Origin of the sequence: Pseudomonas frederiksbergensis, from assembly GCF_003732665.1 — a bacterium.
In the GTDB taxonomy this organism is placed as follows: domain Bacteria; phylum Pseudomonadota; class Gammaproteobacteria; order Pseudomonadales; family Pseudomonadaceae; genus Aquipseudomonas; species Aquipseudomonas frederiksbergensis_G.
The window spans coordinates 251,038-275,789 of the sequence record NZ_MOBP01000022.1 but is presented as its reverse complement, the minus strand read 5'-3'; the positions used below and the strand labels follow the sequence as shown (position 1 = coordinate 275,789).

Here is a 24,752-nt window from a genome sequence, read left to right as displayed (position 1 = left end):
TTGCCCGCGAACAGGCTGGACGCGGTGCAACAGTTACACCACGGCGCTTCCTTCGCGGGCAAGCCTCGCTCCTACAGAATAGAGTTGTGGAGACGGATAGATATGAGCGACTTCAACACCCTCGAACTGCTGACCGACCCACGGGGTTTCGCGACCCTGTGGCTCAGCCGTGAAGCCAAGAACAACGCGTTCAACGCCGAGATGATCCGCGAGCTGATCCTCGCCCTCGACAAAGTCTCGGGCGATGCCAGCCTGCGGTTTTTGCTGGTGCGTGGACGTGGCAAGCATTTCAGTGCCGGCGCCGACCTGGCCTGGATGCAGCAATCGGCCGAGCTCGATTACCACACCAACCTCGACGACGCCCGGGAACTGGCAGAGTTGATGTACAACCTCGCCAAGCTGAAAATCCCGACCCTGGCCGTGGTGCAAGGCGCGGCGTATGGCGGCGCACTGGGATTGATCAGTTGCTGCGACATGGCCATTGGCGCCGATGACGCGCAATTCTGCCTGTCGGAAGTGCGCATCGGCCTGGCGCCAGCGGTGATCAGTCCGTTCGTGGTGCAGGCCATCGGCGAGCGGGCAGCGCGGCGCTATGCCCTGACCGCCGAACGTTTCGGCGGGCAACGGGCGCGGGAAATTGGCTTGTTGTCGGAGAGCTATCCGGTCGCTGAGCTGGAGCAGAAAGTCGAACAGTGGATCGATAACCTGCTGCTCAACAGCCCGGCGGCAATGCGTACCAGCAAGGACTTGCTGCGCGAAGTCGGCCACGGCGCACTGACCCCGGCGCTGCGGCGCTACACCGAAAACGCCATTGCGCGGATTCGCGTCAGCCCTGAAGGCCAGGAAGGCTTGCGCGCCTTTCTGCAAAAACGTCCGCCGACCTGGCAAGCCGACACCACCAAGGAGCCCCGTTGATGAGCGCACCTGTTCTCACCACCCTGCTGGTGGCCAACCGCGGCGAAATCGCCTGCCGGGTAATGCGCACCGCCAAAGCCCTGGGCCTGACCACCGTCGCCGTGCACAGCGCCACCGACCGCGACGCCCGGCACAGCCGCGAAGCGGATATCCGCGTCGACCTGGGCGGCAGCAAGGCTGCCGACAGCTACCTGCAAATCGACAAAATCATCGCCGCCGCCCAGGCCAGTGGCGCCCAGGCGATTCATCCGGGCTATGGCTTTCTTTCGGAAAACGCCGGGTTCGCCCGCGCAATTGAAGCGGCAGGCCTGATTTTCCTCGGCCCGCCCGCCTCGGCCATCGACGCCATGGGCAGCAAATCCGCGGCCAAAGCTTTGATGGAAACCGCTGGCGTGCCATTGGTGCCGGGTTATCACGGCGAAGCCCAGGACCTCGACACCTTCCGCGACGCCTGCGAACGCATCGGTTATCCGGTGCTGCTCAAGGCCACGGCCGGTGGCGGCGGCAAAGGCATGAAAGTGGTCGAGGACGTCAGCCAATTGGCCGAAGCCCTGGCCTCGGCCCAGCGTGAAGCGCAATCGTCGTTCGGCGATTCGCGGATGCTGGTGGAGAAATACCTGCTCAAGCCGCGCCACGTGGAAATCCAGGTGTTTGCCGATCAGCACGGCAACTGCCTGTATTTGAATGAACGGGATTGCTCGATCCAGCGCCGACACCAGAAAGTCGTTGAAGAAGCGCCGGCCCCGGGCCTCAGTGTGGAACTGCGGCGGGCCATGGGTGAAGCGGCGGTGCGTTCGGCCCAGGCGATTGGGTATGTTGGCGCCGGCACCGTGGAATTTCTGCTGGATTCGCGTGGCGAGTTCTTCTTCATGGAGATGAACACCCGCCTGCAAGTCGAACACCCGGTCACCGAAGCCATCACCGGCCTGGACTTGGTGGCCTGGCAGATCCGCGTGGCCCGGGGTGAAGCGCTGCCGATGACTCAGGAGCAGGTGCCGCTGATCGGCCATGCCATTGAAGTGCGGTTGTACGCCGAAGATCCGGGCAATGATTTCCTGCCGGCTACCGGGCGACTGGATTTGTATCGTGAATCGACCGAAGCGCCTGGCCGTCGGGTGGACAGCGGTGTCGAGGAAGGTGATGAAATTTCGCCGTTCTATGACCCGATGCTCGGCAAGCTGATTGCCTGGGGCGAAGACCGGGAACAGGCGCGTCTGCGGTTGTTGAGCATGCTCGATGAATTCGCCATCGGCGGCCTCAAGACCAACATCAACTTCCTGCGCCGCATCATCGGTCATCCTGCCTTTGCCGCGGCGGAACTGGATACCGGGTTCATTCCCCGTTATCAGGAGCAACTGCTGCCAGCGCCTGCCGACCTCAGCGATGGGTTCTGGCAGGTGGCGGCCCAGGCGTTTGCACAGGGCCAACCGTCGGTGTCGCGTATGGATGACCCAAGTTCGCCGTGGGCCAGCAACAGTGGTTTCCGCGCCGGATTGCCGAAGGAAATCACGCTGCATTTGAGCTGCGAAGGTCAGGATCGCGCATTGACCCTTGGCAATGTAAGCACCGCGCAACTCAAGGGCGAACACCTGCTGATCGAGCACGACGACGTGCGCCGCCAGCATCGGGCCATCCATCGTGGCGACAGCCTGTACCTGCAATGGGAAGGTGAACTGCGTCGGGTCGAGACCTACGACCCGATTGCCGCCGTCGAATCCAGTCACAGTCATCAGGGCGGCCTGACTGCGCCCATGAATGGCAGCATCGTGCGGGTATTGGTGGAGGCCGGGCAAACGGTCGAAGCCGGGGCGCAACTGGTGGTGCTGGAGGCGATGAAAATGGAGCACAGCATTCGTGCGCCCCATGCCGGGGTGATCAAGGCGCTGTATTGCCAGGAAGGCGAAATGGTCAGCGAAGGCAGTGCGTTGGTGGAGTTGGAAGAAGCGTGAAATGAGGATCGGTCCTACGCATTGCGAGGACCGATCTGATTAGAATTTGGCGGTTGCCTGAACCACCACGCCGATAATTCGGCACTCCTCGGTGAAAAGGGCTTTCGGATAGGTCGGATTCAGCGGGACCAGGTAACGCTGCCCGCCCTCTTCGATCAGTTTGCGAAAGGTCGCCTCGGCGCTGTCCGGCCACTGGGCGATCACCAGTTTTCCGGGCTCCGGCACAATGGCCGGGTCCACCAGGATCATCATGCCCTCGGCAATGCTGATGCCGGTGGGAGCGGTCATCGCGTCGCCCACCACACTCAGCCAGAAGGCCGGGCCCTGGGCGTGGTAGTCGGTCAGCTCGTAGCGTTCCTCCTTGCGATACACCGTCAGCTCGCCATCGCGCAGTTGCGCCGGCTCCTTCCAGTCACTGACCGGGTAGCGGAAGTACGGGTTGTACTTGAGCGCAAGCGGCATCTCCTCCTCTTCCAGAATGAGCGGTTCGCGGATCACCAGCGCCACTTCGAGAAAGTCCATGCCCAGCGCCTTCAACACGCGGTTCATGTTGACGATGCCAGGGTCGCGGCGTTTGTTCAGCCAGTGGCCGACGCCGCCCTGGGACATCCCGAGGCGATCTGCGAGTTCGTCTTGAGTGATTTTGAGTTCACTCATTTTGGCCTTGACCAATTCAATCCATTTATCCATGTGCGGCACGATACGTGGGCGCCTCCGGCCATCAAAACACAAATTGTAGTATTTAAATTCTGGTCACAAATACAGTAAGTACTAGGATGGGTGAACGGATCTGAATCAATCACGGAGTTCACCAATATCATGACCAACCCCAGCCACGACGTGCCAGACATGCAATTCGACACCACCTTCACCTCGCCAAAAGGCTGTGCCGCCGCGCAGCGGGCGCTGGACTATTACTTGAAACCAACTGTTTCAGAAGTGGAAGTCCAGTCGCGCTTTTTCGATGTCAATCGCAACGTCAGCAGCGAAGAGGCGCTGGTGCACGCCTCCGACCTGCTGCGCTGTGCCGCCGCCACCGCCCAGGAAGCCGCCGACAATCAGCAAGGCGCAAAACGGGCGCTGGCGTTTTCGGTGGTGCACATGATTGATATGGCGCAGGCGATGGTCGACCGATCCCTGGATGGCGATCAGAACGACTGAGACGGATTTTTCGGGGAGGACGGGAAAGAATTTTCCAATCGGGCAGATAAAATCATTTGACTTGCAAACGAGAATGATTATTATTGCATGCAGCTGGTCGCGAGATCAGTCGATGGACCAGAGGACCTTAGGTCGGTCTCCTGGACTATCTCCTCATCAGGCTAATCACGGTTTTTGACCCGGCTTTTTGCCGGGTCTTTTTTTGCCAGTTATTCTGGCTTTGGCTTCAGGCTAATGAAGACTGTAGGTGCAGCGAATTCAATGGCCGGCATGATATCAAAAGAATATCTGATGGCAAGAGAACCCCGTCCACATTGGGCCAAACTAATCCAAAATAGCACTTGAGAATCAATCACACAGTCTCTAAGCTGCTTCGGCGTCAAGGAGGACGCCCCCCGCGTCACCCCGTAATTTTCCGCCGATTCATCCCCGCCTTGCGTGTAAAGTAGCAGCCATAAAATCATAATCAGGAACCGACTATGACCGTGGCTAAATCCTCTTTCGACATCAGTGCCAATTTCGACAGCGGCAACATTGAAGTGCTGGACATCAGCAATCCGTTGCAAGCCTTGCTGGCGATCAAACCAGATACCCGCAGCCAGCATTTCCAGTGGTTCCACTTCAAGGCCAGCGGTCTGCATGTCGGTCAAGAGCATTGGTTTCGCCTGAACAACGCCAGCAAATCCTCGTACAACAAAGCCTGGGACGGTTATCAGGCCGTGGCGTCCTACGATCACGTCAACTGGTTCCGCGTACCGACCATTTTCGAAGGCGACTGCCTGCGCTTCAGCCTCGAAGCCACCGCTACCCACGCCTGGTTTGCCTACTTCGAACCCTACAGCCGCGGTCGCCATGACTGGCTGATCGAACAGGCGCTGACCAAGGCCGGCACCGAGTTGCTGGCCACCGGCAAAAGTGCCGAAGGTCGCGACATTCAATTGCTGCGCAAAGGCACGGGCGCCGAAGGTCAGCGCAAGGTCTGGATCATCGCGCAACAGCATCCGGGCGAGCACATGGCCGAGTGGTTCATGGAAGGCGTGATCGAACGCCTGGAAAAGCATGACGACCCTGTACTGAATAAACTCCTGGCCAGCGCCGACCTCTACCTGGTGCCGAACATGAACCCGGATGGTGCCTTCCACGGTCACCTGCGCACCAACGCAATGGGCCAGGACCTCAATCGCGCCTGGCAGAGCGCCAGCCAGGAAATCAGCCCGGAAGTCTTTTTTGTCCAGCAGCAGATGGAAAAATACGGCGTCGATTTGTTCCTCGATATCCACGGCGATGAAGAAATCCCCTACGTGTTCACCGCCGGTTGCGAAGGCAATCCGGGGTATACGCCGCGGCTCGAGAAGCTTGAAACTCACTTCCGTGATCACTTGAAGCACCTGACCAAGGACTTCCAAACCAAGCACGGCTACACCCGTGATTTGCCGGGCAAGGCCAACATGACCCTGGCCTGCAACAGCGTTGGCCAGAAGTTTGATTGCCTGTCGCTGACCCTGGAGATGCCGTTCAAGGACAACAACGACGCGCCGAATGCACTCACCGGCTGGTCGGGCAAGCGCTCCAAGCAGTTGGGTAAAGATGTGCTGACGACCATCGCCGAGATGATTGATACCGTGCGCTGATCCCCCGCGTTGGCTGCATGCCTGGCATGCAGCCGCGCCTCATTCGGCGGCCACTCGCACGCAATCCTCCGGCCCCAACAACCGGCCATCCTCGGCGCGCAACTCCAACGGTCGCACCGGCCGCCCCTGTTCACGATCCACCACCCGTGAATGCGCCTCCCCCGCCTCAAAGAAAAACGCCTCGCCCCACTGCCGCAAGCCGATGATCAACGGGAACAGGCCTTTGCCCTTCTCCGTCAGCACATATTCCTGATACGCGCTGCCATCCGACGCCGGCACCAGATCGAAAATCCCGTGGGCCACCAACGTGCGCAGCCGCGCCGAGAGTATGTTCTTGGCCATGCCCAAATTGCGCTGGAACTCGCCAAACCGGCGAATGCCATCGAAGGCATCACGCACGATCAGCAACGACCACCAATCGCCGATGGCATCCAGTGAACGGGCGACCGGGCATTCGGCGCCTTCCATGCTTGTTCGCTTGACCATGATCCTGCTCGCAGACTGCAAATGTGGTTGCAATATAAAACCAGTATCTCTACGGTACAACTGGTTTTATTTTGAAACCACATCAGGAGCCTGGCATGAAGCCTCATCAACCCTTGAATAAAAGCGTGGTGCTGCTGTTCGCCATCGCCTGCGGTCTGGCCGTCGGCAACGTGTATTACGCACAACCGCTGCTCGACGCCATGGCTGAAGCCTTTTCCATCCACCCGGCAACCATCGGCCTCGTCGTCACCCTGACTCAAGTCGGCTACGGTTTGGGGTTGTTGTTGCTGGTGCCGCTCGGGGATTTGCTCAATCGCAGGCGCCTGATCGTCACGCAAACACTGTTGTCGGCGCTGGCGTTGCTGATGATCGCGTTCGCGCAAAACAGCATCTGGCTGCTGATCGGCATGGCGTTGACCGGGTTGCTCGCGGTAGTGACGCAGGTGTTGGTGGCTTACGCCGCGACGTTGGCGATTCCCGCTCAACGGGGACGCGTGGTCGGGGTCATCACCAGCGGCATCGTCGTCGGCATTTTGCTGGCTCGCACGGTGGCCGGTGGCATGGCGGATCTGGCGGGATGGCGCTCGATCTATATCTTGTCGGCAGGGTTGACCTTGGTGATGGCGTTGCTGCTGTTTCGCGTGCTGCCCAAACACGAAGCCCCGCAACCGCCGCACACTTACGCCGCGCTGATCGGCTCGGTTTTCGCCTTGTTCAAGGAAGAACCGCTGCTGCGCCAACGGGCGACTCTCGCCCTGCTGACCTTCGCCAGTGCCATGGTGTTGTGGACGCCCATGGTCCTGCCCCTCAGCGCCCCGCCGCTGTCGTTGTCCCACACGCAAATCGGATTATTCGGACTGGCCGGTGCGGCCGGAGCCCTCGCAGCGGCCCGGGCGGGTCACCTGGCTGATCGCGGCTTGGGGCAATGGACCAGCGGTTTATCGCTGTTGCTAATGCTGGCGTCGTGGCTGCCCATCGCCTTCACCCAATCCTCGCTGTGGGCGCTGTTGCTGGGGGTGATTACGCTGGATTTGGGTTTGCAAGCGGTACACGTCACTAGCCAGAGCATGATCTACAGCGTGCGGCCCGAAGCGCAGAGTCGACTGACCGCCGGGTATATGCTGTTTTATTCGATAGGCAGTGCGCTGGGGTCGATTGGTTCGACGGCGATGTATGCGTGGGGTGGATGGATCGGTGTTTGCCTGTTGGGTGCCGGGATCAATGCCGTGGCGCTGATCTATTGGTGGCGAACGCTGCCCGCCAAAACACCCGAAGTCTGTGGGAGCGGGCATGCTCGCGAAGGCGGTGTGTCAGAGACATGAATACCGACTGACACGCCGACTTCGCGAGCAAGCCCGCTCCCACAATGATTCAGCGGAGATCAACTCAACCGCGATCCTTACCCCGCAACATGCTGTCCAGCACGTCATCGCGGCGCACCCAACCATGAAACAGCGCCGCCGCCAGGTGCAGCAGCACCGTCAGGAACAGCAGATACGCCAGATACCCGTGAGCCTTGCGCAATACCGCAAACACCTGGGCATTGGCCGGCACAATCGACGGCAGTTGCAGCGAGCTGCTGAGCATCACGGGATCCCCCGCCGCCGAAATCATCGCCCAGCCCAGCAACGGCAAAATCAGCATCAGCGCATACAGCAAGACATGCGACGCCTTGGCCGCCAGCACCTGCCAACCGGGCAGGTCCGCCGGCAGCGGCGGCTGCTGGGTGGAGAACCGCACAGCCAGGCGCACGATCACCAGCAGCAGAATCGCAATACCCAAAGGTTTGTGCAGGTGGATCAGCCATTCATGACGCTCGGACACCGAGGCCACCATGCCCGCGCCGATAAACAGCATCGCAATGACCATCAACGCCATCAGCCAGTGCAGCAGGCGCGCCAGCGGGACGAAATGCTTGGGTTGGGCGCTCATTGTTGAGCCTCCTGTTTGGCGGCGGGCAACTGATTAACTTCGCTGGTGCGACGCAGATAGGAACTGGCGTAACCGGCGGAGCGCGCGGCGAGCAACGGGTCGTCGGAACCTTCGATACCGGCCGGCAACACCAGCGGGTCGTAGTTGATGTCGCGGCACTCACCGTTGAGTTGCGGCTGGGTCGCGTCGAGCACCAGGGTCCCGGCGTTGATCACTTTGCGGCCCTCGGGCCAGGCCTTGCTGGCGTCATTCACCGGGTCACCGGGGTTAGCCAGGATGATGTTCAACTTCCAGCGCAGCGGTCCTGCGGCAATCTTCTGCACCAGGTCTTTCTCCAGGAAATCCCCACCTTCAGGCGCCGTGGCACCCGCCGCGTCCTGGGCCACCGGGACCATGCTCCAACGCACCGCCTGCTTCTGCCCGGACGCATTCACCAGGTAAAACGCGTTGACGCTGTTATAGGTCTCCGTCACGTAACTGGCGGACGGCTTCGCCGTTTTGATCCAGGCCAGGAACGGCCCGGCTTCGGGGTGCGAACCAAAAAACGCCGGCACCGCCGCAGGATTGGGTTTACCCGTGGCCGGGTCCGGCGATTGCGCTTGCTGCAACTGATAAAACGCCTCGGGCGTGCCCACCGGGAACACCGGCATGCTGTTCATCCCGGTGCGCCACTGTTGGCCATTGGCCTGGGTGAAGCGTAGCGCCATGCTGCGGATTGGCACGGCGGAGTCCGGCGCATAAGGACTGCCGGCCGGCAGTGCGAAACGTCCTACCACCGGGGTCTGCGGTTCATTGAACACCTGGGCGCTGGAATAGCTGCGCGCCTCACCGCTGCTTTCGAAATGGCCGATCACGCACACGCCTTTGGAGTGATTACGCCGGAACCCCGGGTGCACGCCGTTGTTGGTTTCCAGCACATTGATCAGTTTTTTCGGCGTCAGGCGTTGTGGGTCAAAGGTGCCATTGACGTAGGCAAAAGCCCCGGCCACTGCGGCGACGATGACCGCAATGCCGGCCAGGCGGGCTGTCAGGCTGGCGGTACTCAGCGGCGGCCGGTTGGGCGGTGTTGAGCGATCTACCATGAAAGACTCCAGGGCCATCGGCCACAAGTGAGAAGAACCAAGCAGACGCACCCCGCGCAGGTTTATTCCATCGGCCGGTATTTATTTTTGCAGGCGTGGAATAACCTCGAATGCCGGGCGTCTTCCTAGTCCAGCGTAGTGACTAGTCAGAAACTCATGAACGATATCGACGAACAACTGAGAGAAATCATTCCCAGATTGCGAAGGTTCGCGGTGTCGTTGACCCGCAACCCCAGCAGCGCCGACGACTTGGTCCAGGCCAGCCTCGAACGGGCGCTGTCGAGTTGGAGTGACAAACGCCCCGACGGCGACCTGCGGGCCTGGTTGTTTTCGATTCTGTATCGGCAGTTTCTCGACGCTCACCGGCGCTCCCGGCGGTATGCGCGGATGCTCGAATTCTTTACCGGACGTGACGATGCGCAGCCGTCCGCCGAGCGCACGGTGATCGCGCAAACCACCCTGCAAGCCTTCGACCAGCTCAACACCGAACAGCGCGCCCTGCTGCTGTGGGTGTCGGTGGAAGGCCTGACGTATAAAGAGGTCGCCGAGATTCTCGGCGTCCCGACGGGCACCGTGATGTCCCGCCTGTCCCGCGCTCGCCAGGCCTTGCGCGAACTCAGCGACGGCGAAATCAGCCGCCCTTCCCTGCGGAGACTCAAATGATCAGCATGCCCCCAAGCGAGCGTGACCTGCACGCCTACATCGATCACCAACTCAGCGATGCGGACCGACGTCTGGTGGAGACTTTTCTGGCCAGCAATGCCGAAGTTTCCGAGCAAGTGCGGGCCTGGCAGCAGGACGCCCAGCAACTGCGCGCAGCCTTAAGCGGCGCGTTGCAGCAACCGGCCAATCCGGACCTCGATCCCGCCGTGATTCGCCAACGCCTTAAACGCCAGTCCCGACGCCATCTGGCCAGCGCGGCGGTGTTGTTGATCGCCGTCAGCGTCGGCGCGATCAGCGGCTGGCAGGCCCGGGAAATGACTTTTGTCAGCACCCAGGCGCCGATGGCCGATGCCATGCAGGCCTACCGTTTGTTCGCCCAGCAAGGCATCTTGCCGGCGGATTACAAGGTCAGTGATGACGGCGATATGCAGCGCTGGCTCGACCGCTACTTCACCCAGGCCAATCGCTTGCCGGACCTGGCGGGCGCCGGGTTCAAACCGGTCAGCGGCAGGTTGCTGAGTACCGAGCAAGGGCCGGCGGCAATGGTGGTCTATGAAGATGCGGGCGGGCACAAGATCAGCTTCTACGTGCGCCCGCCCGGCCCGAAAAACTACCTGTTGCCGCGAGGCAGTCGCAGCGATGGCGAGTTGCAGGCCGAATACTGGTCGGGCGCCGGGTACAACTATGCGATGGTCAGCCCCAGTGATACGGCGGCGGCGCGGATGCTCAAGCAAACCGCACAATTCTGATCACACCAAAAATCCCCTGTGGGAGCGGGCTCGCTCGCGAAAGCGGTATATCAGACACATAAGTACTGACTGACACACCGCTTTCGCGAGCAAGCCCGCTCCCACAAGGGGAAATGCGGGGTGTCAGCCCTGACCGAATACCTGCGAAGGCCTGCGCAACAACGGATCAAACGGATTAATCCGTGGCCCGATCAGCGCCGCCTCACGCTTGAGCATTTCCACCACCGTCGGCAACCGATCCGGCCCCAACCGATCACTGACGGTGGCCACACTCAACGCCGCCACCGCCCGCCCATCCCGATCCAGAATCGGCACCGCCACCCCGGCCATGCCCTGCAACACCCCCGTATTCCGTCCGGCATACCCCAACGCCCGTACGTTCTCGACTTCCGAACGCAGGAACACTTCGTCATACAAATGGAAGTCCTTGAGCCGTGGCAGGTTGTAGTGAATGACCGTGTCCCGCTCTTCTTCCGGCAGAAACGCCAGGATCGCCAGACTCCCTTGCCCGACGCCCAGCGCCACCCGCCCGCCGATATCGCCAGTAAAGGTGCGAATCGGAAACGGACCTTCACTGCGGTCCAGGCAGATCGCATCAAAGCCACTGCGCGCCAGCAGAAACAACGAATCCCCCAACGACGCCGACAGCCGCAGCAACGCCGGGCGCGCCAGTTCCCGCAGGTTGCCGGTGTTGCCAGCGCGGGCCGCCAGGGCGAAGAAATCCAGGCTCAGGCGATAGCGTTTGCTGCGCGCGTCCTGCTCGACCATGCCTTCATCCATCAAACTGCGCAGCAAGCGGTGGGTGGTCGGTTGCGACAGACCGATGCGCTGGGCCAGTTGCGTCACGCGCTCGCCGCCCTCGACCGTATCGCCAAGGCTGCGCAGCACCGCGAACAGCCGGGAGACGGCGCCAACACCGACTTCATTTTTGTTTTCATTCCGCTCAGTGGAATCAGACATGGGTTTTCTCAACAATAAATTTACTCACCGAATGAAACTGAAAATAGTCATCGCTTCAGTGAAATAGGCCATTGAGCGCATCCTATTCTTCGTCCTACTCTGCGTCCATACAGGGGCGATTCGAACAACAGCGGCAGCCGACCCAAGTCGAGCGCCAACGCACCCCGCATCATCCTTTCGTATCTGCCCATACAAAAAAGCGCGCCCCCAAGGCCGCGCATAACAATCTCAGGTGGAGCGCAGCTATGGCATTCGTGCAACTTGAAAACCTCGGTAAACGCTACGGCGCAATCGACGCGGTCGTCGCCACCAATCTCTCGGTGGAAAAAGGCGAGTTCGTATCCCTGCTCGGCCCTTCCGGCTGCGGCAAAACCACCACGTTGCAAATGATTGCCGGCTTCGTCGACGTCAGCAGCGGACGCATCGTGCTCGATGGTCGCGACATCACCCACGCCAAACCCGCCAGCCGTGGCCTGGGCGTGGTGTTTCAGAGTTACGCGCTGTTCCCGCACATGAGCGTGCAGGACAACGTCGCCTTTGGCCTGCGGATGCGCAAAGTGCCCAACGCCGAGTTGCAGCAGCGGGTGGAGCGGGTGCTGAAACTGGTGCGCCTCGATCAGCACGCCGAACGTTATCCACGAGAACTGTCCGGCGGTCAGCGTCAGCGTGTGGCGCTGGCTCGGGCGTTGGTGATTGAACCGCCGGTGCTGTTGCTCGACGAACCGCTGTCCAACCTCGACGCCAACTTGCGCGAAGAGATGCAATTCGAGATCCGCCGCATCCAGCGTGAAGTCGGCATTACCACGTTGATGGTCACCCACGATCAGTCCGAAGCGCTGTCGATCAGCGATCGAGTGGTGGTGATGCAGGCCGGGCGCATCACCCAGATTGACGCGCCATACACCCTTTATGAACACCCGCGCACCGAGTTCATCTCCGGGTTTGTCGGCAAGGCCAATCTACTGCCCGGTGAGCGCGATGGCGCCGGTGTTGTTCAAGTCCGCAGTGGCGGCGACCTGACCCTGAGCCTGCGCCCGGAAAAAATCGATCTGCGGGATAAAGATCACGGCCGTTTGCAAGGTCAGATCGTCAGCCGCTTTTTCCTCGGCAGCCAATGGCTGTACGGCGTGTCCACGACCCTGGGCGAACTCAGCGTGGTACGCCGCAACGATGGCTCGGCGCCGCTGGCCGAAGGTACGGCGGTGGGCCTGGACTGGGACGCGGCGCTGTTGCGGGTGTTGAGTGTCGACGAGGTGCCGGCATGAGTCTGCTCGCCGCCGCCCGCCAGGGACGCCAAGGCTATTTATTGTCGGCACCGGCGCTGGCGCTGTATGTGTGCCTGCTGGTCATTCCTTTATTGCTGACGCTGGTGCTGTCGTTCAACGTCTTCGACTACAGCTCCGGCATCAACAGCAACGCCTATACCCTCGACCACTACAGCAGCCTGCTGGGCGATCCGTACTTCTACGAAATCTTCCTGCGCACGTTCTGGATCAGCGGCCTGACCACCCTGCTGTGCGTGGTGATCGGTGTGCCAGAGGCTTACATCCTCAGCCGCATGGGCGCGCCGTGGCGTTCGATTTTCCTGATCCTGATCCTCACCCCGCTGCTGATTTCGGTGGTGGTGCGCGCCTTCGGCTGGAGCCTGTTGCTCGGCGCCGACGGCCTGGTCAACCAAACCTTGCAAGCCTTCGGCGGCTCGCCGATGAAGCTGCTGTACACGCCGTTCGCGGTGGTGATTGCGCTCGTCCACGTGATGCTGCCGTTCATGATCATTCCGGTCTGGACCTCGCTGCAGAAACTCGACCCCGCCGCCGAACAAGCCGCGCTGTCCCTCGGCGCCAGCCACCTCACCGTCATGCGCAAAGTGGTGCTGCCGCAGATCATGCCCGGCGTGTTGTCCGGCACCTTGATCGTGTTCGGCCTCGCTGCCAGCTCCTTCGCCATTCCGGGATTGCTCGGCGGCCGACGTCTGAAAATGGTCGCGACGCTGATCTACGACCAATACCTGTCGGAGCTGAACTGGCCGATGGGCGCGGCGATTGCCGTGGCCCTGTTGCTGCTCAACCTGCTGATCATGCTGTCGTGGAACCGGATGATCGAAGGCCGCTACAAGAAGTCATTGGGATAACTCGTCATGTCCAAGAACGGTCCTTTCGCCCTGCTGTTTCATGCCCTGGTGGTGCTGTTCATGCTCGCGCCGCTGGTGGTGGTGTGCCTGGTGGCGTTCACCCCGGAAAACACCCTGAGCCTGCCCACTACGAACTTCTCGCTACGCTGGTTTCGCGCCGTATTCGAGCGCGCCGATTTCGTCGATGCGTTTTACAACAGCCTGATCCTGGCGTTCTGCGCCGCGACGTTGGCGACGTTGATTGCGGTGCCGGCAGCGCTGGCCATCACCCGTTATGAGTTTCCCGGGCGGGGCTTTTTCAATGGTTTGTTCCTGTCGCCGATCATCATTCCGCACTTGGTTTTAGGTGTCGCACTGCTGCGGTTGTTTGCGCTGATGGGCGTGAACGGCAGCTTCGGCTGGCTGATCTTTGCGCATGTGCTGGTGATCACGCCGTATGTGCTGCGGCTGGTGCTGGCGTCGGCGATTGGCCTGGATCGCAGTGCCGAACATGCGGCGCAATCGTTGGGCGCCGGGCGATTCACGCTGTTCAAGCAAATCACGTTGCCGATGATTTTGCCGGGGGTGGCCGGGGGCTGGTTGCTGGCGTTTATCAACAGTTTCGATGAGGTGACGTTGTCGATCTTCGTGACCTCGCCAGCCACGCAGACGCTGCCGGTGCGGATGTACGTGTACGCCACTGAGTCCATCGACCCGATGATGGCGGCGGTGTCGGCACTGGTGATTGGCCTGACGGCGTTGACGATGATTCTGCTTGATCGGGTCTATGGCCTGGATCGGGTTCTGGTGGGCAAACAATGAGGGCGCCATGGCTCTGCTGAAACGACTGGCCGAAGGCGACCGCCCGGCCCTGGACTTCGTCCTCGACGGCCAACCGGCCACCGCCCTGCTCGGCGACACCGTACTGACCGCCGTCCTGACCTGCAGCGAACACCTGCGCGGCAGCGACTTCAGCGCCGAACCCCGCGCCGGGTTCTGCCTGATGGGCGCGTGCCAGGACTGCTGGGTACGCCTGGGCGACGGCCGCCGGGTACGAGCCTGCTCGACGCTGCTCGAAGCCGGGCAACAGATCAACCGCGAACCGGGGCGCTCGCTATGAACACCCAACCCAACTGCCAACCCTGGATCCCTTGTGGGAGCGGGCTTGCTCGCGAAGGCGTCGTGTCAGCCACCACATCTTTTGAATGTGCCGCCCCCTTCGCGAGCAAGCCCGCTCCCACAGGGGTTTTGCGTCGTTCACAAATATCGCAACCAACCAAGATCAACTGTGGGAGCGGGCTTGCTCGCGAAAGCAATCTGTCAGCCACCACATCTGTTGAATGTTCCGCCCCCTTCGCGAGCAAGCCCGCTCCCACAGGGGTTTTGCGTCGTTCACAAATATTGCGGCCAATCGAGATCAACTGTGGGAGCGGGCTTGCTCGCGAAGGCGTCGTGTCAGCCACCATCCCTTTTGAATGTGCCGGCCTCTTCGCGAGCAGGCTCGCTCCCACAGGGGTTTTGCGCCGTTCACAAATATTGCGGCCAACCAAGATCAACTGTGGGAGCGGGCTTGCTCGCGAAAGCAATCTGTCAGCCACCACATCTTTTGAATGTGCCGCCCCCTTCGCGAGCAAGCTCGCTCCCACAGGGGTTTTGCGTCGTTCACAAATATCGCAACCAATCCCGATCAACTGTGGGAGCGGGCTTGCTCGCGAAGGCGTCGTGTCAGTCGCCACATCTTTTGAATGTGTAGCCCCCTTCGCGAGCAAGCCCGCTCCCACAGGGGTTTTGCGTCGTTCACAAATATCGCAATCAACCCCGATCAACTGTGGGAGCGGGCTTGCTCGCGAAGGCGTCGTGTCAGTCGCCACATCTTTTGAATGTGTAGCCCCCTTCGCGAGCAAGCCCGCTCCCACAGGGGATCGGGTATGAATTCTGTGGTGGTTGTCGGGGCCGGCCCTGCGGGGATTCGTGCGGCGCAGACGTTGGTAGCCCATGGTGTCCGCCCGATTTTGCTGGATGAGGCGGCGCGCGGTGGTGGGCAGGTTTATCGGCGGCAGCCGGCGAATTTCAAGCGCTCGGCGGTGAAGCTGTATGGCTTCGAAGCCCGCAAAGCCAGTGCGATTCATCAAACCCTCGACGCACTGCGCGGGCAACTCGATTACCGCCCCGACACCCTGGTGTGGAACGCCGAGGCCGGTGCGCTCGATACCTTGCATGACGGCCGCGCCACGCGGCTGGCGTTCTCCCGGGTGATCGTCGCCACCGGTGCCACTGACCGGGTTCTGCCGGTGCCGGGCTGGACGTTGCCCGGGGTCTACAGCCTCGGCGCGGCGCAGATTGCGTTGAAATTCCAGGGCTGCGCCATCGGTGAACGGGTGGTGTTCGCCGGCAGCGGACCGTTGCTGTACCTCGTCGCCTATCAATACGCCAAGGCCGGGGCGAAGGTTGTGGCGGTGCTCGACAGCTCGCCCTTCAGCGCTCAGGCCCGCGCCCTGCCCGGCCTGCTGGCGCAACCGGCGACCCTGGCCAAAGGCATCTATTACCGCAGTTGGCTGACCGCCCACGGCATCCCGGTGCATCAGGGCGCCAGCCTGGTCCAGGTCAACGGCGAACAGCGCGTGCAATCCCTGAACTGGCGCAACGCCAAAGGCTCCCAACAAATCGACTGCGATGCCGTCGCCTTCGCCCACGGTCTGCGCAGCGAAACCCAGCTCGCCGATCTGCTCGGTTGCGAATTCGCCTGGAACCCGCTCAACCGCGCATGGCTGCCCCAGCGTGACAGCGCCGGGCGCAGCAGTGTCGCCGAGGTTTACCTGGCCGGTGACGGCGCCGGGATCATGGGCGCCGACGCTGCGGAAATGGCCGGCGAGCGCGCCGCATTGGCCCTGCTCGAAGACAGCGGCTACCTGATCCCAGCGCAACGCAGCCTGCAACTGGAACACGCCCTCCAGCGCATCGGCGATTTTCGCCAGGGCCTGGAGCGCGCCTTCGCGTTCCCCGAAGACTGGGCCGCCAACAGCGCCGACAACCTGATCATCTGCCGCTGCGAAGAAGTCCGCGCCGGCGATATTCGCCAGGTCGTGCGCGAGGGGCACTGGGAGATCAACCGGGTGAAGGCCCATTGCCGGGTCGGCATGGGTCGTTGCCAGGGCCGGATGTGCGGTGCCGCCGCCGCAGAAATCATCGCCTGCGAAAGCCAACGTCCCGTGTCGGACATCGGCCGTCTGCGCGCCCAGTCGCCGATCAAACCGCTGCCGTTTGGCCTGGAGGTCGAGCCATGATCGAAGTGGATGCCATCATTATTGGCGGCGGCATTGTCGGCGCCTCCGCCGCACTGTTTCTCAGCAAGGCCGGGCGTCGCGTGGCGCTGCTGGAGCGAGACTTTTGCGGCTCACACTCCAGCGGCGTGAATTACGGCGGCGTGCGCCGTCAGGGCCGGCCCTTGTCACAACTGCCGCTGTCGCAACAGGCCCACGAACTCTGGGAACAACTGCCGCAGTTGATCGGCATCGATGGTGAGTACCAGCGCAGCGGCCATCTGAAACTGGCCCGTAGCCTCAACGACCTGCGCGCCTTGCAGGACTATGCCGTCAGCAGCCAGGGCTTCGGTCTCGACTTGCAGATTCTTGAACGGGATGAACTGCGCGCACGGTTCCCGTGGGTCGGTGATGTGGCGGCCGGCGCGTCGTTCTGCCCCGACGACGGTCACGCCAACCCGCGACTGGTGTCCCCGGCATTTGCCCAGACTGCCCGGCGACACGGCGCGCAGATTCATGAGCAATGCGCCGTCACCGAAGTGGAACACGACGGCCAGCACTTTAACGTAAGCACCGCGAACGGCCTCAAACTGCGTGCCCCATGGCTGTTGAATTGCGCCGGGGCCTGGGCTGGAAAATTGGCCGCTCAATTCGGCGAACCCGTGCCGATGCACGCCGGCCACCCGGCGATGTTGGTCACCGAACCCTTGCCGCTGGTGATGAACGCCAGCACCGGGGTCGAGGGTGGCGGTATTTATGCCCGTCAGGTCGCTCGCGGCAATTGCGTGCTGGGCGGCGGCCAGGGTTTCGCCCTCGACGACGCCCGCGCCCGGCCGGGCCAGAACGCGGTGATCGAGATCCTGCGCCAAGCCGTCGAGCTTTACCCGTTTCTTGAAGGCGCCCAGGCGATTCGCACCTGGAGCGGCACCGAAGGTTATCTGCCTGATCGCCAACCGGTGATCGGGCACAGCGGCACCCGGCCCGGTCTGTTGCACGGGTTTGGCTTTGCCGGTGCCGGTTTCCAGATCGGCCCGGCGGTGGGCCTGGCGCTCACCGAGATCATCTGCAGCGGCGCGTCAAAAACGTCGCTGGATGCGTTTTCCATCACCCGGTTTCACTCCATCCCAGTTGCTTGATAGAGGAAGGTCGCGCCAATGAATAACGTCAAACGCACTGCACTGCTCGGGTTGTCCTGCATGGGCGCCCTGCTCACGGTCGCCCAGGCCCAGGCCGAACCGACGCTTTACCTGGGCATGAACGGCGGGACCATGGAGCGGCTCTACGCCGACAAGGTGCTGCCGGTGTTCGAGAAAGCCAACAACGTCAAAGTGGTGATCGTGCCGGGGACTTCCGCCGATATCCTGGCCAAGGTCCAGGCCAGCAAGGGCAACCCGCAGTTGCACGTAATGTTCCTCGACGACGGCATCATGTACCGCGCTATCTCCATGGGCCTGTGCGACAAACTCCAGGACAGCCCGACCCTGGCGCAGATTCCGGCCAAGGGCCGGATCAAGGACGAAGCCGTGGCGGTCAGCCTCGGCGTCACCGGGCTGGCCTACAACACGCGGCTGTTCAAGGAAAAAGGCTGGGCCGCGCCGACCTCGTGGATGGACCTGGCCGACCCGCGCTTCAAGGACAAAGTGGTGTTCCAGTCGATGGCCTCCTCGACCTTCGGCCTGCACGGTTTCCTGATGTTCAACCGCATCCAGGGCGGCAGCGAAACCGACGTCGAACCGGGCTTCAAGGCCTGGCCGAACACCGTCGGGCGCAACGTGCTGGAATACATCCCGAGCTCGGCGAAGATCTCGGAAATGCTGCAAACCGACGAAGCCGCGCTATTCCCACTGACCCCGACCCAGGTCACCGCGCTGAAACTCAAGGGCATGCCGGTGGAATACGCGCAGCCGAAGGAAGGCGCCGTGGTACTCAACGTCGCCGAATGCGCCATCGCCAACAACACCCAACCGGAACTGGCGCAAAAACTCGCGGCGTTCCTGCTGACACCGGACGCACAAGCGGCTGCGCTTGAAGATGGCGACCAGATCCCGTCCAACCCCAACACCCCGACCACCGACAAAACCCGCGGTCAGGTTGAGGCGATGAAGAAGTACCTGGAGACCGCGATCGCGGTGGATTGGGACCAGGTGAATGAACAGCGCCCGGCGTGGAATGCGCGGTGGAACCGGAGCATCGAGCGCTAGACATATTTGACCAACACCACAAACCCCTTGTGGGAGCGGGCTTGCTCGCGAAGGCGGCGGTACATTCAAAAGGGATGGCGGCTGACACATTGCTATCGCGAGCAAGCCCGCTCCCACAATGAATCGGGGTTGATTGCAATATGTGTAAACAACACTGTCCCCTGTGGGAGCGAGCTTGCTCGCGAAAGCGGTGTGTCAGCCACATCAATATCGCCTGATACGACGCTTTCGCGAGCAAGCCCGCTCCCACAAGGGTCGCAGTGATCAGAAACCTACGTCGAGCACCACGCTGTCCAGGTAAGTCCCGGCGGGCGGTGTGGTTTGGTCGGTGTAGATTTTTGCGTTGTAGTTGAAGACCTGACTGCCGGTCCCCAACCCATTGCCCGGATTGACCTCGGCATCCGAACTCGCCCTGCGCGCACTGCCGACACTGCCCCAGCGCGTCGTGCCGGCGCTTTTGAAAATGTCATACGCCAAGTAATTCCCCCCGGAGATCATCCGCCGCCGCCCGCCGACACTCACGGCCTGTTGCCCATCGCTCAAGCCCACGGTGTAAGCGCTGCCCTTGGTGCAGGCAAGGTTGATGGTCTGGCCGGTGACCGGGGTAAACGCGCTGATCACCGGGGCGCTGCCGAAGCTGATGTTCGGCGCGGTGATGGTGCAGTCGTTGGCCACGGTCAGATTGACGGTCAGCGTGGTGTTGCCACTGTTGATGTCGCGCCCCAGGCACACGTTGCCAATGCCGATGCCGGAGCAATAGTTCCAGCTCCAGGCGATGCTCAGGGTTTCTGTGTAAATACCCGCCGCGACGTTGCTGCCAATGGTTGTTCCCAGGTAAATCGGCGCAGTCTTCGGCACTACGCTGCCGAGCAATCCCAGCGCATCGATAATCCCGTTGCGTGCAAAGTCAAAGGCCACGCCACGGGTCAGCGGGTAACTGGTGGAGTTGTTGGCGTACAGCGTGTAGCCGATGACGTCGCCGGTCGGACCCAGCAGCCCGCTTTGGGTGGAGGTGACCGTGGCGTAGAAATGGTCGTTGGTGGTCAGCAACGACAGTAACGAGCCTGTGCAACTCAACCCGGCGTTGGTGGTGGAACTGGACTGCGAGGTGGTGCGCACCGCGATCGAACTCAACGAACCGAACGCCACGGGCGTGGTGCTGACCACCGAGCACAACGCCCACGCCGGGCCCGGCAGCCATAGCGCCAACCCAGCCAGCCACTTCATTGGCATACCAACGGCCCGATCAGCGGGATCTGTTGCTGCTGCATGTCCACGGCAAACTGCGCCTGACAGGTGCTCCCATCGGGCAGCGTCACCCGCAAACGGTTTTGCGCCTGAAGGTTTTCCAGGTACACCAAGCCGTCCCAACCGACCACCGTTTGCGTGCCGCTCTGTTCGTGCACGACGCCGCTGCCCAGGGGCAATTCCTGCTGCCGGGCGTCGACCAATACCAGGCTCGCGGCGACCACGCGACTCAACGGAAACTCAAGCAGATAACCGCTGCCACGACGTACCGCGATCCGCTGTTCGACGTTGGGGCTGCGCACGTTGGCCGGCAGGTTCAGTGGATCGATTTCGTACTTGCCACGGTAATAGGCACTGCTCCATGGCACCAGCAAATGGCCGTTGCGGTCGGTCTGCCCGACCTGTTGGTTTTCATAGCGCACCGGAATGTCGGCGTAGCCATCGGTGCTCACCACCACGAACGCATCGTCGATACGGTTGGCGGCAAACACCTGACGGTCCATCCACACCAAAGAACCGCTGGCATCGGCCCAACGGGTTTGCGCGTCGCTGGTGCCGTAGACCCCGGCCTGCAACTGCACCGATTGCAGGCGCCAGGTCAGGTCGGCCTGACGATAAGCCGGGCCGTCGCCCTGGGCGTAGCCGAGGTTGAAGCCCAGTCCGCCTTCGGTCGGCACGGCACGGCTGTAGTTGACTCGCTGTTGAGTCTGCCCGGTTTTGCTGCGTTCGCTGCTGATGGCCAGGCTACCGCGCAGGTCGAACGGAATCACCAGTTGCGCCTGCACCGCCCAGTTGCTGTCACCGATCTCACGGTTGCCCGACAGGTAGAAACTGGTGTTACGCCACAGCGGTTTGCTCCACGTCAGGTTGAGCAGCCGGGTGCGCGAATCGTCCGCCGCGCGCACGTCGAAATAGCCGACGCCGAGGCTGCCCCAAGTGTCGAGATTGAGGCTCAGGGTCGCCTGTTCGCTGCGTTTGCTCAGGGTGGTGTAGGGGCTGTCGATCACCGTCAGGTCGGCGTATTGGTCGCGCCGTTGCAGACGCTGATAAGAGAAGCTGTAGCGCTGGCTGCTGTATTGATAACCGAGGCTCAATTGCTGGCCGCTTTCGCCGTCGAACTGGCTTTGGCTGAGGGCGGTGTTGAGCACGCCGAAATTGCCCAGCCGCAGGTTGCCGCCCAAGCCGCCGAGCGTCAGAGCCTCCGAAGCTTCGGCGTGGCTTTCCAGGGTGAAGTTGTCGCTGACGCCGTAACGCAGACTGCCGGAGGTGACGCCGGTGCCGTAGGCGAAATCCTTGAGGCCGTAGTCCCGGCGCAACGTCCCGGCAGCCACGGAAAAATCGCTCAAACCCTGTTGCAGCAAACTGCTGGTGACGTAGAACGGCACCGTGGTCGAGACCTGTCGCCCCAGGGCATCGGTGGTGACCACCACCGCTTCGCCGGCGCCATTGATAAACGGGATATTGGTCAGGGTGTACGGCCCCGGCTGCAGGTCGGCGCTGCTGGATTTGTAGCCGTTGATGAACAGGTCCACCGAGGACGGCACCGCCGCTTCCCCGGCGAATTGCGGCAGCGGGTAGGTCACGAGATCCGGGCGCACGCCGAAGTCTCTCGAAAGTTGCACGCCGCCGAGTCGCACCGAGCTGCTCCAGGGCAAGGCGCCACTGACCAGATCGCCGGCCCCATAGGTCAGCAGTCGATCATCATCGGAATAACGCCATGTCGTGTCGTAGCGCAGGTAGCCGTTGTTCAACGTACTGACGGCATCCCCCGACAACGTGCGGCGGTATTGCCCGGTGTTGGACAGCGTGCCCCAACTGTCAAACAGCCGTACTTCGTTCCACGCCGCCAGATAAGTGCCCGCGTCGTCGGTGTCGTTGAGGTACAGGTCATAGTTGAGCAACGCGCCGAAACTGCTGAGGGCCGGAGTGCGCGGGTAGGCTTGGCGGTTGCCGACGAACTGTTCCGGCAACCAGTCCGGCGGCACGTTGAGCAGCAGGCGCTGACCAGCGCTGTCGTACTCGCTGTGCAGGCCCGGCAGGCTGTCGAGATCAACGTCGGCGCCGATGTCTTGGGGCAGTTTCATGCCGCTGTCGCGCAACGCCGTGGCCGGCAGGAACAAGCGTCCGCCCCGTTGCTCCACCGCGACGACCCGTCCGGTATTCATCTGATTGACCACCAACTCCAGAAACAACTGTGCATCGGCCACGGCCTCCATGCCGCTGGGTGGCGGCGGTAAATCGCCGGCCTCGGTGCGAGGGATGATCACCAGCCAGCACGCGCAAGTTGCCGCCCACAACGGACACTGGAAACTGCGAGCCCAACCGTGGCTCATTCGTGTTGTTTGTCCGTCAATGGACAGGTTCCTCCTGTGCCCAGCTTTGACAGCCTGTCAGATTTATCTGACTGGTCTCAATTTGTGGCGAGGGGGCTTGCCCCCGTAGGCTGCGGAGCGGCCCCAAAACCTGACGATGCGGTTTATCAGAAGCACCGCGTTGAATGGTTTCACGACTGCTTCGCAGTCGAACGGGGGCGAGCCCCCTCGCCACAAAAGCCCCCCTACCGCAGCGGTGCGATGCTCTGAACCTGAGTCGCCCCATTCACCCGCACCTGCAACGCCGGATCACCCGCAATTGCAGTGGGCGCCGGCCAGCGCATGATCGCGCCGGGCAGTACATACCCGAGCAACCCTTCCACCAGCGGTTTGCTCTGCCCACCCTGCTTCAGCGCCACATCGGTCAACCGTGCATGCACCGCGCCCTGGTTGCGCACTTCCACATAGGGGCGCCCGTCCACCGCCACGGTGCGCCAGCTCAGGTCCGGCACGCCCACGCCCTTGGGGTCACGTTTGCGGGTGGCGTCTTCCTTGCTCCACAACCCGGCGCCGTAGGCAAACAGCGGCACTGAATAACGCATCTGGAAACGGATCGCCGCCGCCGTCTTGCCGTCCTCGGCGGCGGGTGGTGTGGCCGAGGGGATTTCGTCGATGATGATGCGGTAAGCCAGCTCCTGCCCCGGGGGAACCTCCTTGGTCCGGGTCAGGCGCACCAGTTGTTTCTGCCCCGGTTCGATCTTCGCCACCGGCGGGCTGCCGATCACGTCGCGCTGGTTCTGGTACTGATCGTTGAAGCCGCTCTGGCTCCAGGCAAACACGCGGATTTGCAGGTTGGCGGTCTCGCTGCCACGGTTCTCCAGCCATAAGGCACTGGCCTGCTGATCGGCCTCCAGCACCGGGTCAATCGGCCAGATCAGCACCGAACTGGCGGCCTGGACCTGGGCCGCCCCGAGTAACACCAACGCCAGCAATGCGCTGCGCAAGACCTGTGACCCCATTGACCCGCTCCTTTTTTTCACCACGACAGCTGCACCTGCAGCACATCGCTGTACGTCCCCCCAGGCTGATTGCCCGGTAACTGCACCTGACCGTAAATCGGCAGGCGGATGTTGTTCGCATCGGTGTAGGCCACGGCGACGCTCTGGCCGATGCCCAGGCTCTGGCTGAAGGCCGCATCGCGAAACAGCGAATAGGCCACCCGGTTGTTGCCGGTATTGAGCTGCATATGCCGCCCGCTGCTGTTGTACTGGCCGCCATCGACGCTCATGTTCAGCGTCACCCCCGGCGTGCATTGCAACTGCACGCCCCCGGTCAGCGCGACTTGCACGGTGCCGGTGGCCAGGGCCGAGCGGCTGCCGTAGTTGAGGCTGCCGTAGTTCGACACGCCGCCCACCACCAGGCAGCCGGCCGTCACCGTGGCGCTGACCTGGAAACTCTGGCTGGTCACCGCCGCCAGCGGCAGTGGCACGCTGCCCGCACACAGCAAGGTCAGCGCCGCCCATCCATGGCGGGCCATCGCCCTAGAACGTCAGTTCGACGGCGACGGTGTCGGTGTAGGTCCCGGCCGGCAGCCCGGCCTTGCCCACGGCTTTGCCGTAGATGTTCACGGTCTGCGCTACGCCCGTGCTGGCCGCGAGGTTGATCACACCGTCGATGGCCAGAATCTGCGAATGCCCGGAATCGGTGTACAAGTCGTAGGGCACGAAGTTGCCACTGCCATCAGCCAGGGCACGGGCGCCCCCGGGAGACTGTCCGTCGTGGGCGCCGGCGCGGACTTTCACCGCCGGGGTGGTGCCGCTCGAGCACAGGATCGAGAGCGCCCCGCCACCACCGCCCAGCACCTGGGCGTCGGCCTCGGTGAACAGGCTGTTGGCGGTGCCGAAGTTCAGTGCACCGAAGTTCAGGCCACTGGAACCGCCGGCGCCATTGACCTGGCAGCTACTGATCAGGGTCAGGCTGGAGGTGATCTGGCCGGTGACCGTGGTGGCCGCAACGGCGCTGGACGCCAGCGTGAGGCCGAGCAATGACAAACCTATCCTTGATACGAGCATGTGCATGGTGTCCGTCCTCTA

Annotated in this window: 24 protein-coding genes; 14 read left to right on the top strand and 10 right to left on the bottom strand. The window is 62.2% G+C overall.

The window, feature by feature from the left end:
* Positions 1 to 102: 102 nt before the first annotated feature.
* The gene (locus BK665_RS29580) at positions 103 to 915 is read left to right on the top strand and encodes a gamma-carboxygeranoyl-CoA hydratase (protein ID WP_123410041.1); all 813 of its coding nucleotides are present in this window, start codon (positions 103 to 105) and stop codon (positions 913 to 915) included.
* Positions 915 to 2,864 carry an acetyl/propionyl/methylcrotonyl-CoA carboxylase subunit alpha gene (locus BK665_RS29575; RefSeq protein ID WP_123410040.1) on the top strand — a complete coding sequence of 650 codons (1,950 nt, stop codon included), beginning with the start codon at positions 915 to 917 and terminating at the stop codon, positions 2,862 to 2,864. The genes BK665_RS29580 and BK665_RS29575 overlap by 1 nt, the downstream gene beginning before the upstream one ends.
* Positions 2,865 to 2,903: 39 nt before the next feature.
* Here BK665_RS29575 and BK665_RS29570 read toward each other — a convergent pair whose 3' ends face one another.
* Positions 2,904 to 3,554 carry a LexA family protein gene (locus BK665_RS29570; RefSeq protein ID WP_123410039.1) on the bottom strand — a complete coding sequence of 217 codons (651 nt, stop codon included), beginning with the start codon at positions 3,552 to 3,554 and terminating at the stop codon, positions 2,904 to 2,906.
* A 129-nt stretch (positions 3,555 to 3,683) separates the two neighbouring features.
* Here BK665_RS29570 and BK665_RS29565 point away from each other — a divergent pair, with 129 nt between their 5' ends.
* On the top strand, positions 3,684 to 4,025 hold the full coding sequence (locus BK665_RS29565) for a DUF6124 family protein (protein WP_123410038.1): 342 nt from the start codon (positions 3,684 to 3,686) through the stop codon (positions 4,023 to 4,025).
* 479 nt (positions 4,026 to 4,504) lie between these two features.
* Positions 4,505 to 5,656: a M14 family metallopeptidase gene (locus tag BK665_RS29555; protein ID WP_123410037.1), complete on the top strand. Its 1,152-nt coding sequence runs from the start codon at positions 4,505 to 4,507 to the stop codon at positions 5,654 to 5,656.
* Between the two features lie 39 nt (positions 5,657 to 5,695).
* Here the strand turns inward: BK665_RS29555 and BK665_RS29550 are convergent, their stop codons facing one another.
* Positions 5,696 to 6,142, bottom strand: coding sequence for a winged helix-turn-helix transcriptional regulator (locus BK665_RS29550; RefSeq protein WP_123410036.1), 447 nt, complete (start codon positions 6,140 to 6,142; stop codon positions 5,696 to 5,698).
* 95 nt (positions 6,143 to 6,237) lie between these two features.
* Between BK665_RS29550 and BK665_RS29545 the strand changes: the two genes are divergently transcribed.
* Positions 6,238 to 7,464 carry an MFS transporter gene (locus tag BK665_RS29545; protein ID WP_123410035.1) on the top strand — a complete coding sequence of 409 codons (1,227 nt, stop codon included), beginning with the start codon at positions 6,238 to 6,240 and terminating at the stop codon, positions 7,462 to 7,464.
* A gap of 64 nt (positions 7,465 to 7,528) precedes the next feature.
* Here the strand turns inward: BK665_RS29545 and BK665_RS29540 are convergent, their stop codons facing one another.
* The gene (locus tag BK665_RS29540) at positions 7,529 to 8,074 is read right to left on the bottom strand and encodes a cytochrome b (protein ID WP_123410034.1); all 546 of its coding nucleotides are present in this window, start codon (positions 8,072 to 8,074) and stop codon (positions 7,529 to 7,531) included.
* Complete coding sequence (locus BK665_RS29535) at positions 8,071 to 9,156, bottom strand: catalase family peroxidase (protein ID WP_123410033.1); 1,086 nt, start codon at positions 9,154 to 9,156, stop codon at positions 8,071 to 8,073. Before BK665_RS29535 ends, BK665_RS29540 begins: the two co-directional genes overlap by 4 nt.
* A gap of 156 nt (positions 9,157 to 9,312) precedes the next feature.
* On the opposite strand from BK665_RS29535, the gene BK665_RS29530 reads away from it, so the two are divergent.
* Together BK665_RS29530 and BK665_RS29525 are read left to right on the top strand one after the other, a co-directional pair.
* Positions 9,313 to 9,819, top strand: coding sequence for a sigma-70 family RNA polymerase sigma factor (locus BK665_RS29530; protein WP_123410032.1), 507 nt, complete (start codon positions 9,313 to 9,315; stop codon positions 9,817 to 9,819).
* Complete coding sequence (locus BK665_RS29525; protein ID WP_123410031.1) at positions 9,816 to 10,568, top strand: anti-sigma factor family protein; 753 nt, start codon at positions 9,816 to 9,818, stop codon at positions 10,566 to 10,568. The genes BK665_RS29530 and BK665_RS29525 overlap by 4 nt, the downstream gene beginning before the upstream one ends.
* 123 nt (positions 10,569 to 10,691) lie before the next feature.
* Here BK665_RS29525 and BK665_RS29520 read toward each other — a convergent pair whose 3' ends face one another.
* Positions 10,692 to 11,528, bottom strand: a complete 837-nt coding sequence (locus BK665_RS29520) for an IclR family transcriptional regulator (protein ID WP_123410030.1) — start codon at positions 11,526 to 11,528, stop codon at positions 10,692 to 10,694.
* Positions 11,529 to 11,773: 245 nt separating this feature from the next.
* Between BK665_RS29520 and BK665_RS29515 the strand changes: the two genes are divergently transcribed.
* The 7 genes from BK665_RS29515 (at position 11,774) to BK665_RS29475 (ending at position 19,099) form a co-directional block, all read left to right on the top strand.
* On the top strand, positions 11,774 to 12,793 hold the full coding sequence (locus BK665_RS29515; protein ID WP_123410029.1) for an ABC transporter ATP-binding protein: 1,020 nt from the start codon (positions 11,774 to 11,776) through the stop codon (positions 12,791 to 12,793).
* Entirely contained in the window at positions 12,790 to 13,659 is an 870-nt protein-coding gene (locus BK665_RS29510) for an ABC transporter permease (RefSeq protein ID WP_123410028.1), read from the top strand. The genes BK665_RS29515 and BK665_RS29510 overlap by 4 nt, the downstream gene beginning before the upstream one ends.
* A gap of 6 nt (positions 13,660 to 13,665) precedes the next feature.
* On the top strand, positions 13,666 to 14,460 hold the full coding sequence (locus tag BK665_RS29505; protein ID WP_054053788.1) for an ABC transporter permease: 795 nt from the start codon (positions 13,666 to 13,668) through the stop codon (positions 14,458 to 14,460).
* Positions 14,461 to 14,467: 7 nt separating this feature from the next.
* Positions 14,468 to 14,758, top strand: coding sequence for a (2Fe-2S)-binding protein (locus tag BK665_RS29500; RefSeq protein WP_123410027.1), 291 nt, complete (start codon positions 14,468 to 14,470; stop codon positions 14,756 to 14,758).
* An 808-nt stretch (positions 14,759 to 15,566) separates the two neighbouring features.
* Positions 15,567 to 16,922 carry an FAD/NAD(P)-dependent oxidoreductase gene (locus tag BK665_RS29485; protein WP_123410026.1) on the top strand — a complete coding sequence of 452 codons (1,356 nt, stop codon included), beginning with the start codon at positions 15,567 to 15,569 and terminating at the stop codon, positions 16,920 to 16,922.
* Entirely contained in the window at positions 16,919 to 18,034 is a 1,116-nt protein-coding gene (locus tag BK665_RS29480) for an NAD(P)/FAD-dependent oxidoreductase (RefSeq protein ID WP_123410025.1), read from the top strand. Before BK665_RS29485 ends, BK665_RS29480 begins: the two co-directional genes overlap by 4 nt.
* 18 nt (positions 18,035 to 18,052) lie before the next feature.
* Positions 18,053 to 19,099 carry an ABC transporter substrate-binding protein gene (locus tag BK665_RS29475; protein WP_123410024.1) on the top strand — a complete coding sequence of 349 codons (1,047 nt, stop codon included), beginning with the start codon at positions 18,053 to 18,055 and terminating at the stop codon, positions 19,097 to 19,099.
* Positions 19,100 to 19,363: 264 nt separating this feature from the next.
* Here the strand turns inward: BK665_RS29475 and BK665_RS29465 are convergent, their stop codons facing one another.
* The 5 genes from BK665_RS29465 to BK665_RS29445 form a co-directional block, all read right to left on the bottom strand.
* Positions 19,364 to 20,326 (bottom strand): Csu type fimbrial protein, encoded by a 963-nt coding sequence (locus BK665_RS29465; protein ID WP_123410023.1) that lies wholly within the window; start codon positions 20,324 to 20,326, stop codon positions 19,364 to 19,366.
* Entirely contained in the window at positions 20,323 to 22,680 is a 2,358-nt protein-coding gene (locus tag BK665_RS29460; RefSeq protein ID WP_123410022.1) for a fimbria/pilus outer membrane usher protein, read from the bottom strand. Before BK665_RS29460 ends, BK665_RS29465 begins: the two co-directional genes overlap by 4 nt.
* 224 nt (positions 22,681 to 22,904) lie before the next feature.
* Positions 22,905 to 23,678, bottom strand: a complete 774-nt coding sequence (locus BK665_RS29455; RefSeq protein ID WP_123410021.1) for a fimbrial biogenesis chaperone — start codon at positions 23,676 to 23,678, stop codon at positions 22,905 to 22,907.
* Between the two features lie 17 nt (positions 23,679 to 23,695).
* Positions 23,696 to 24,196, bottom strand: coding sequence for a Csu type fimbrial protein (locus tag BK665_RS29450; protein ID WP_123410020.1), 501 nt, complete (start codon positions 24,194 to 24,196; stop codon positions 23,696 to 23,698).
* Between the two features lie 4 nt (positions 24,197 to 24,200).
* Positions 24,201 to 24,737: a Csu type fimbrial protein gene (locus BK665_RS29445; protein ID WP_123410019.1), complete on the bottom strand. Its 537-nt coding sequence runs from the start codon at positions 24,735 to 24,737 to the stop codon at positions 24,201 to 24,203.
* Positions 24,738 to 24,752 lie beyond the last annotated feature (15 nt).

Excerpts from the sequence above, each read along its gene's own strand:
- BK665_RS29460 (WP_123410022.1), bottom strand. The coding sequence starts at position 22,680 with ATGAGCCACGGTTGGGCTCGCAGTTTCCAGTGTCCGTTGTGGGCGGCA.
- BK665_RS29485 (WP_123410026.1), top strand. The coding sequence starts at position 15,567 with ATGAATTCTGTGGTGGTTGTCGGGGCCGGCCCTGCGGGGATTCGTGCG.
- BK665_RS29475 (WP_123410024.1), top strand. The coding sequence starts at position 18,053 with ATGAATAACGTCAAACGCACTGCACTGCTCGGGTTGTCCTGCATGGGC.
- BK665_RS29450 (WP_123410020.1), bottom strand. The coding sequence starts at position 24,196 with ATGGCCCGCCATGGATGGGCGGCGCTGACCTTGCTGTGTGCGGGCAGC.
- BK665_RS29455 (WP_123410021.1), bottom strand. The coding sequence starts at position 23,678 with ATGGGGTCACAGGTCTTGCGCAGCGCATTGCTGGCGTTGGTGTTACTC.
- BK665_RS29445 (WP_123410019.1), bottom strand. The coding sequence starts at position 24,737 with ATGCACATGCTCGTATCAAGGATAGGTTTGTCATTGCTCGGCCTCACG.
- BK665_RS29505 (WP_054053788.1), top strand. The coding sequence starts at position 13,666 with ATGTCCAAGAACGGTCCTTTCGCCCTGCTGTTTCATGCCCTGGTGGTG.
- BK665_RS29565 (WP_123410038.1), top strand. The coding sequence starts at position 3,684 with ATGACCAACCCCAGCCACGACGTGCCAGACATGCAATTCGACACCACC.
- BK665_RS29550 (WP_123410036.1), bottom strand. The coding sequence starts at position 6,142 with ATGGTCAAGCGAACAAGCATGGAAGGCGCCGAATGCCCGGTCGCCCGT.
- BK665_RS29500 (WP_123410027.1), top strand. The coding sequence starts at position 14,468 with ATGGCTCTGCTGAAACGACTGGCCGAAGGCGACCGCCCGGCCCTGGAC.
- BK665_RS29540 (WP_123410034.1), bottom strand. The coding sequence starts at position 8,074 with ATGAGCGCCCAACCCAAGCATTTCGTCCCGCTGGCGCGCCTGCTGCAC.
- BK665_RS29535 (WP_123410033.1), bottom strand. The coding sequence starts at position 9,156 with ATGGTAGATCGCTCAACACCGCCCAACCGGCCGCCGCTGAGTACCGCC.
- BK665_RS29575 (WP_123410040.1), top strand. The coding sequence starts at position 915 with ATGAGCGCACCTGTTCTCACCACCCTGCTGGTGGCCAACCGCGGCGAA.
- BK665_RS29570 (WP_123410039.1), bottom strand. The coding sequence starts at position 3,554 with ATGGATAAATGGATTGAATTGGTCAAGGCCAAAATGAGTGAACTCAAA.
- BK665_RS29480 (WP_123410025.1), top strand. The coding sequence starts at position 16,919 with ATGATCGAAGTGGATGCCATCATTATTGGCGGCGGCATTGTCGGCGCC.
- BK665_RS29520 (WP_123410030.1), bottom strand. The coding sequence starts at position 11,528 with ATGTCTGATTCCACTGAGCGGAATGAAAACAAAAATGAAGTCGGTGTT.
- BK665_RS29530 (WP_123410032.1), top strand. The coding sequence starts at position 9,313 with ATGAACGATATCGACGAACAACTGAGAGAAATCATTCCCAGATTGCGA.
- BK665_RS29515 (WP_123410029.1), top strand. The coding sequence starts at position 11,774 with ATGGCATTCGTGCAACTTGAAAACCTCGGTAAACGCTACGGCGCAATC.
- BK665_RS29465 (WP_123410023.1), bottom strand. The coding sequence starts at position 20,326 with ATGAAGTGGCTGGCTGGGTTGGCGCTATGGCTGCCGGGCCCGGCGTGG.
- BK665_RS29545 (WP_123410035.1), top strand. The coding sequence starts at position 6,238 with ATGAAGCCTCATCAACCCTTGAATAAAAGCGTGGTGCTGCTGTTCGCC.
- BK665_RS29525 (WP_123410031.1), top strand. The coding sequence starts at position 9,816 with ATGATCAGCATGCCCCCAAGCGAGCGTGACCTGCACGCCTACATCGAT.
- BK665_RS29555 (WP_123410037.1), top strand. The coding sequence starts at position 4,505 with ATGACCGTGGCTAAATCCTCTTTCGACATCAGTGCCAATTTCGACAGC.
- BK665_RS29510 (WP_123410028.1), top strand. The coding sequence starts at position 12,790 with ATGAGTCTGCTCGCCGCCGCCCGCCAGGGACGCCAAGGCTATTTATTG.
- BK665_RS29580 (WP_123410041.1), top strand. The coding sequence starts at position 103 with ATGAGCGACTTCAACACCCTCGAACTGCTGACCGACCCACGGGGTTTC.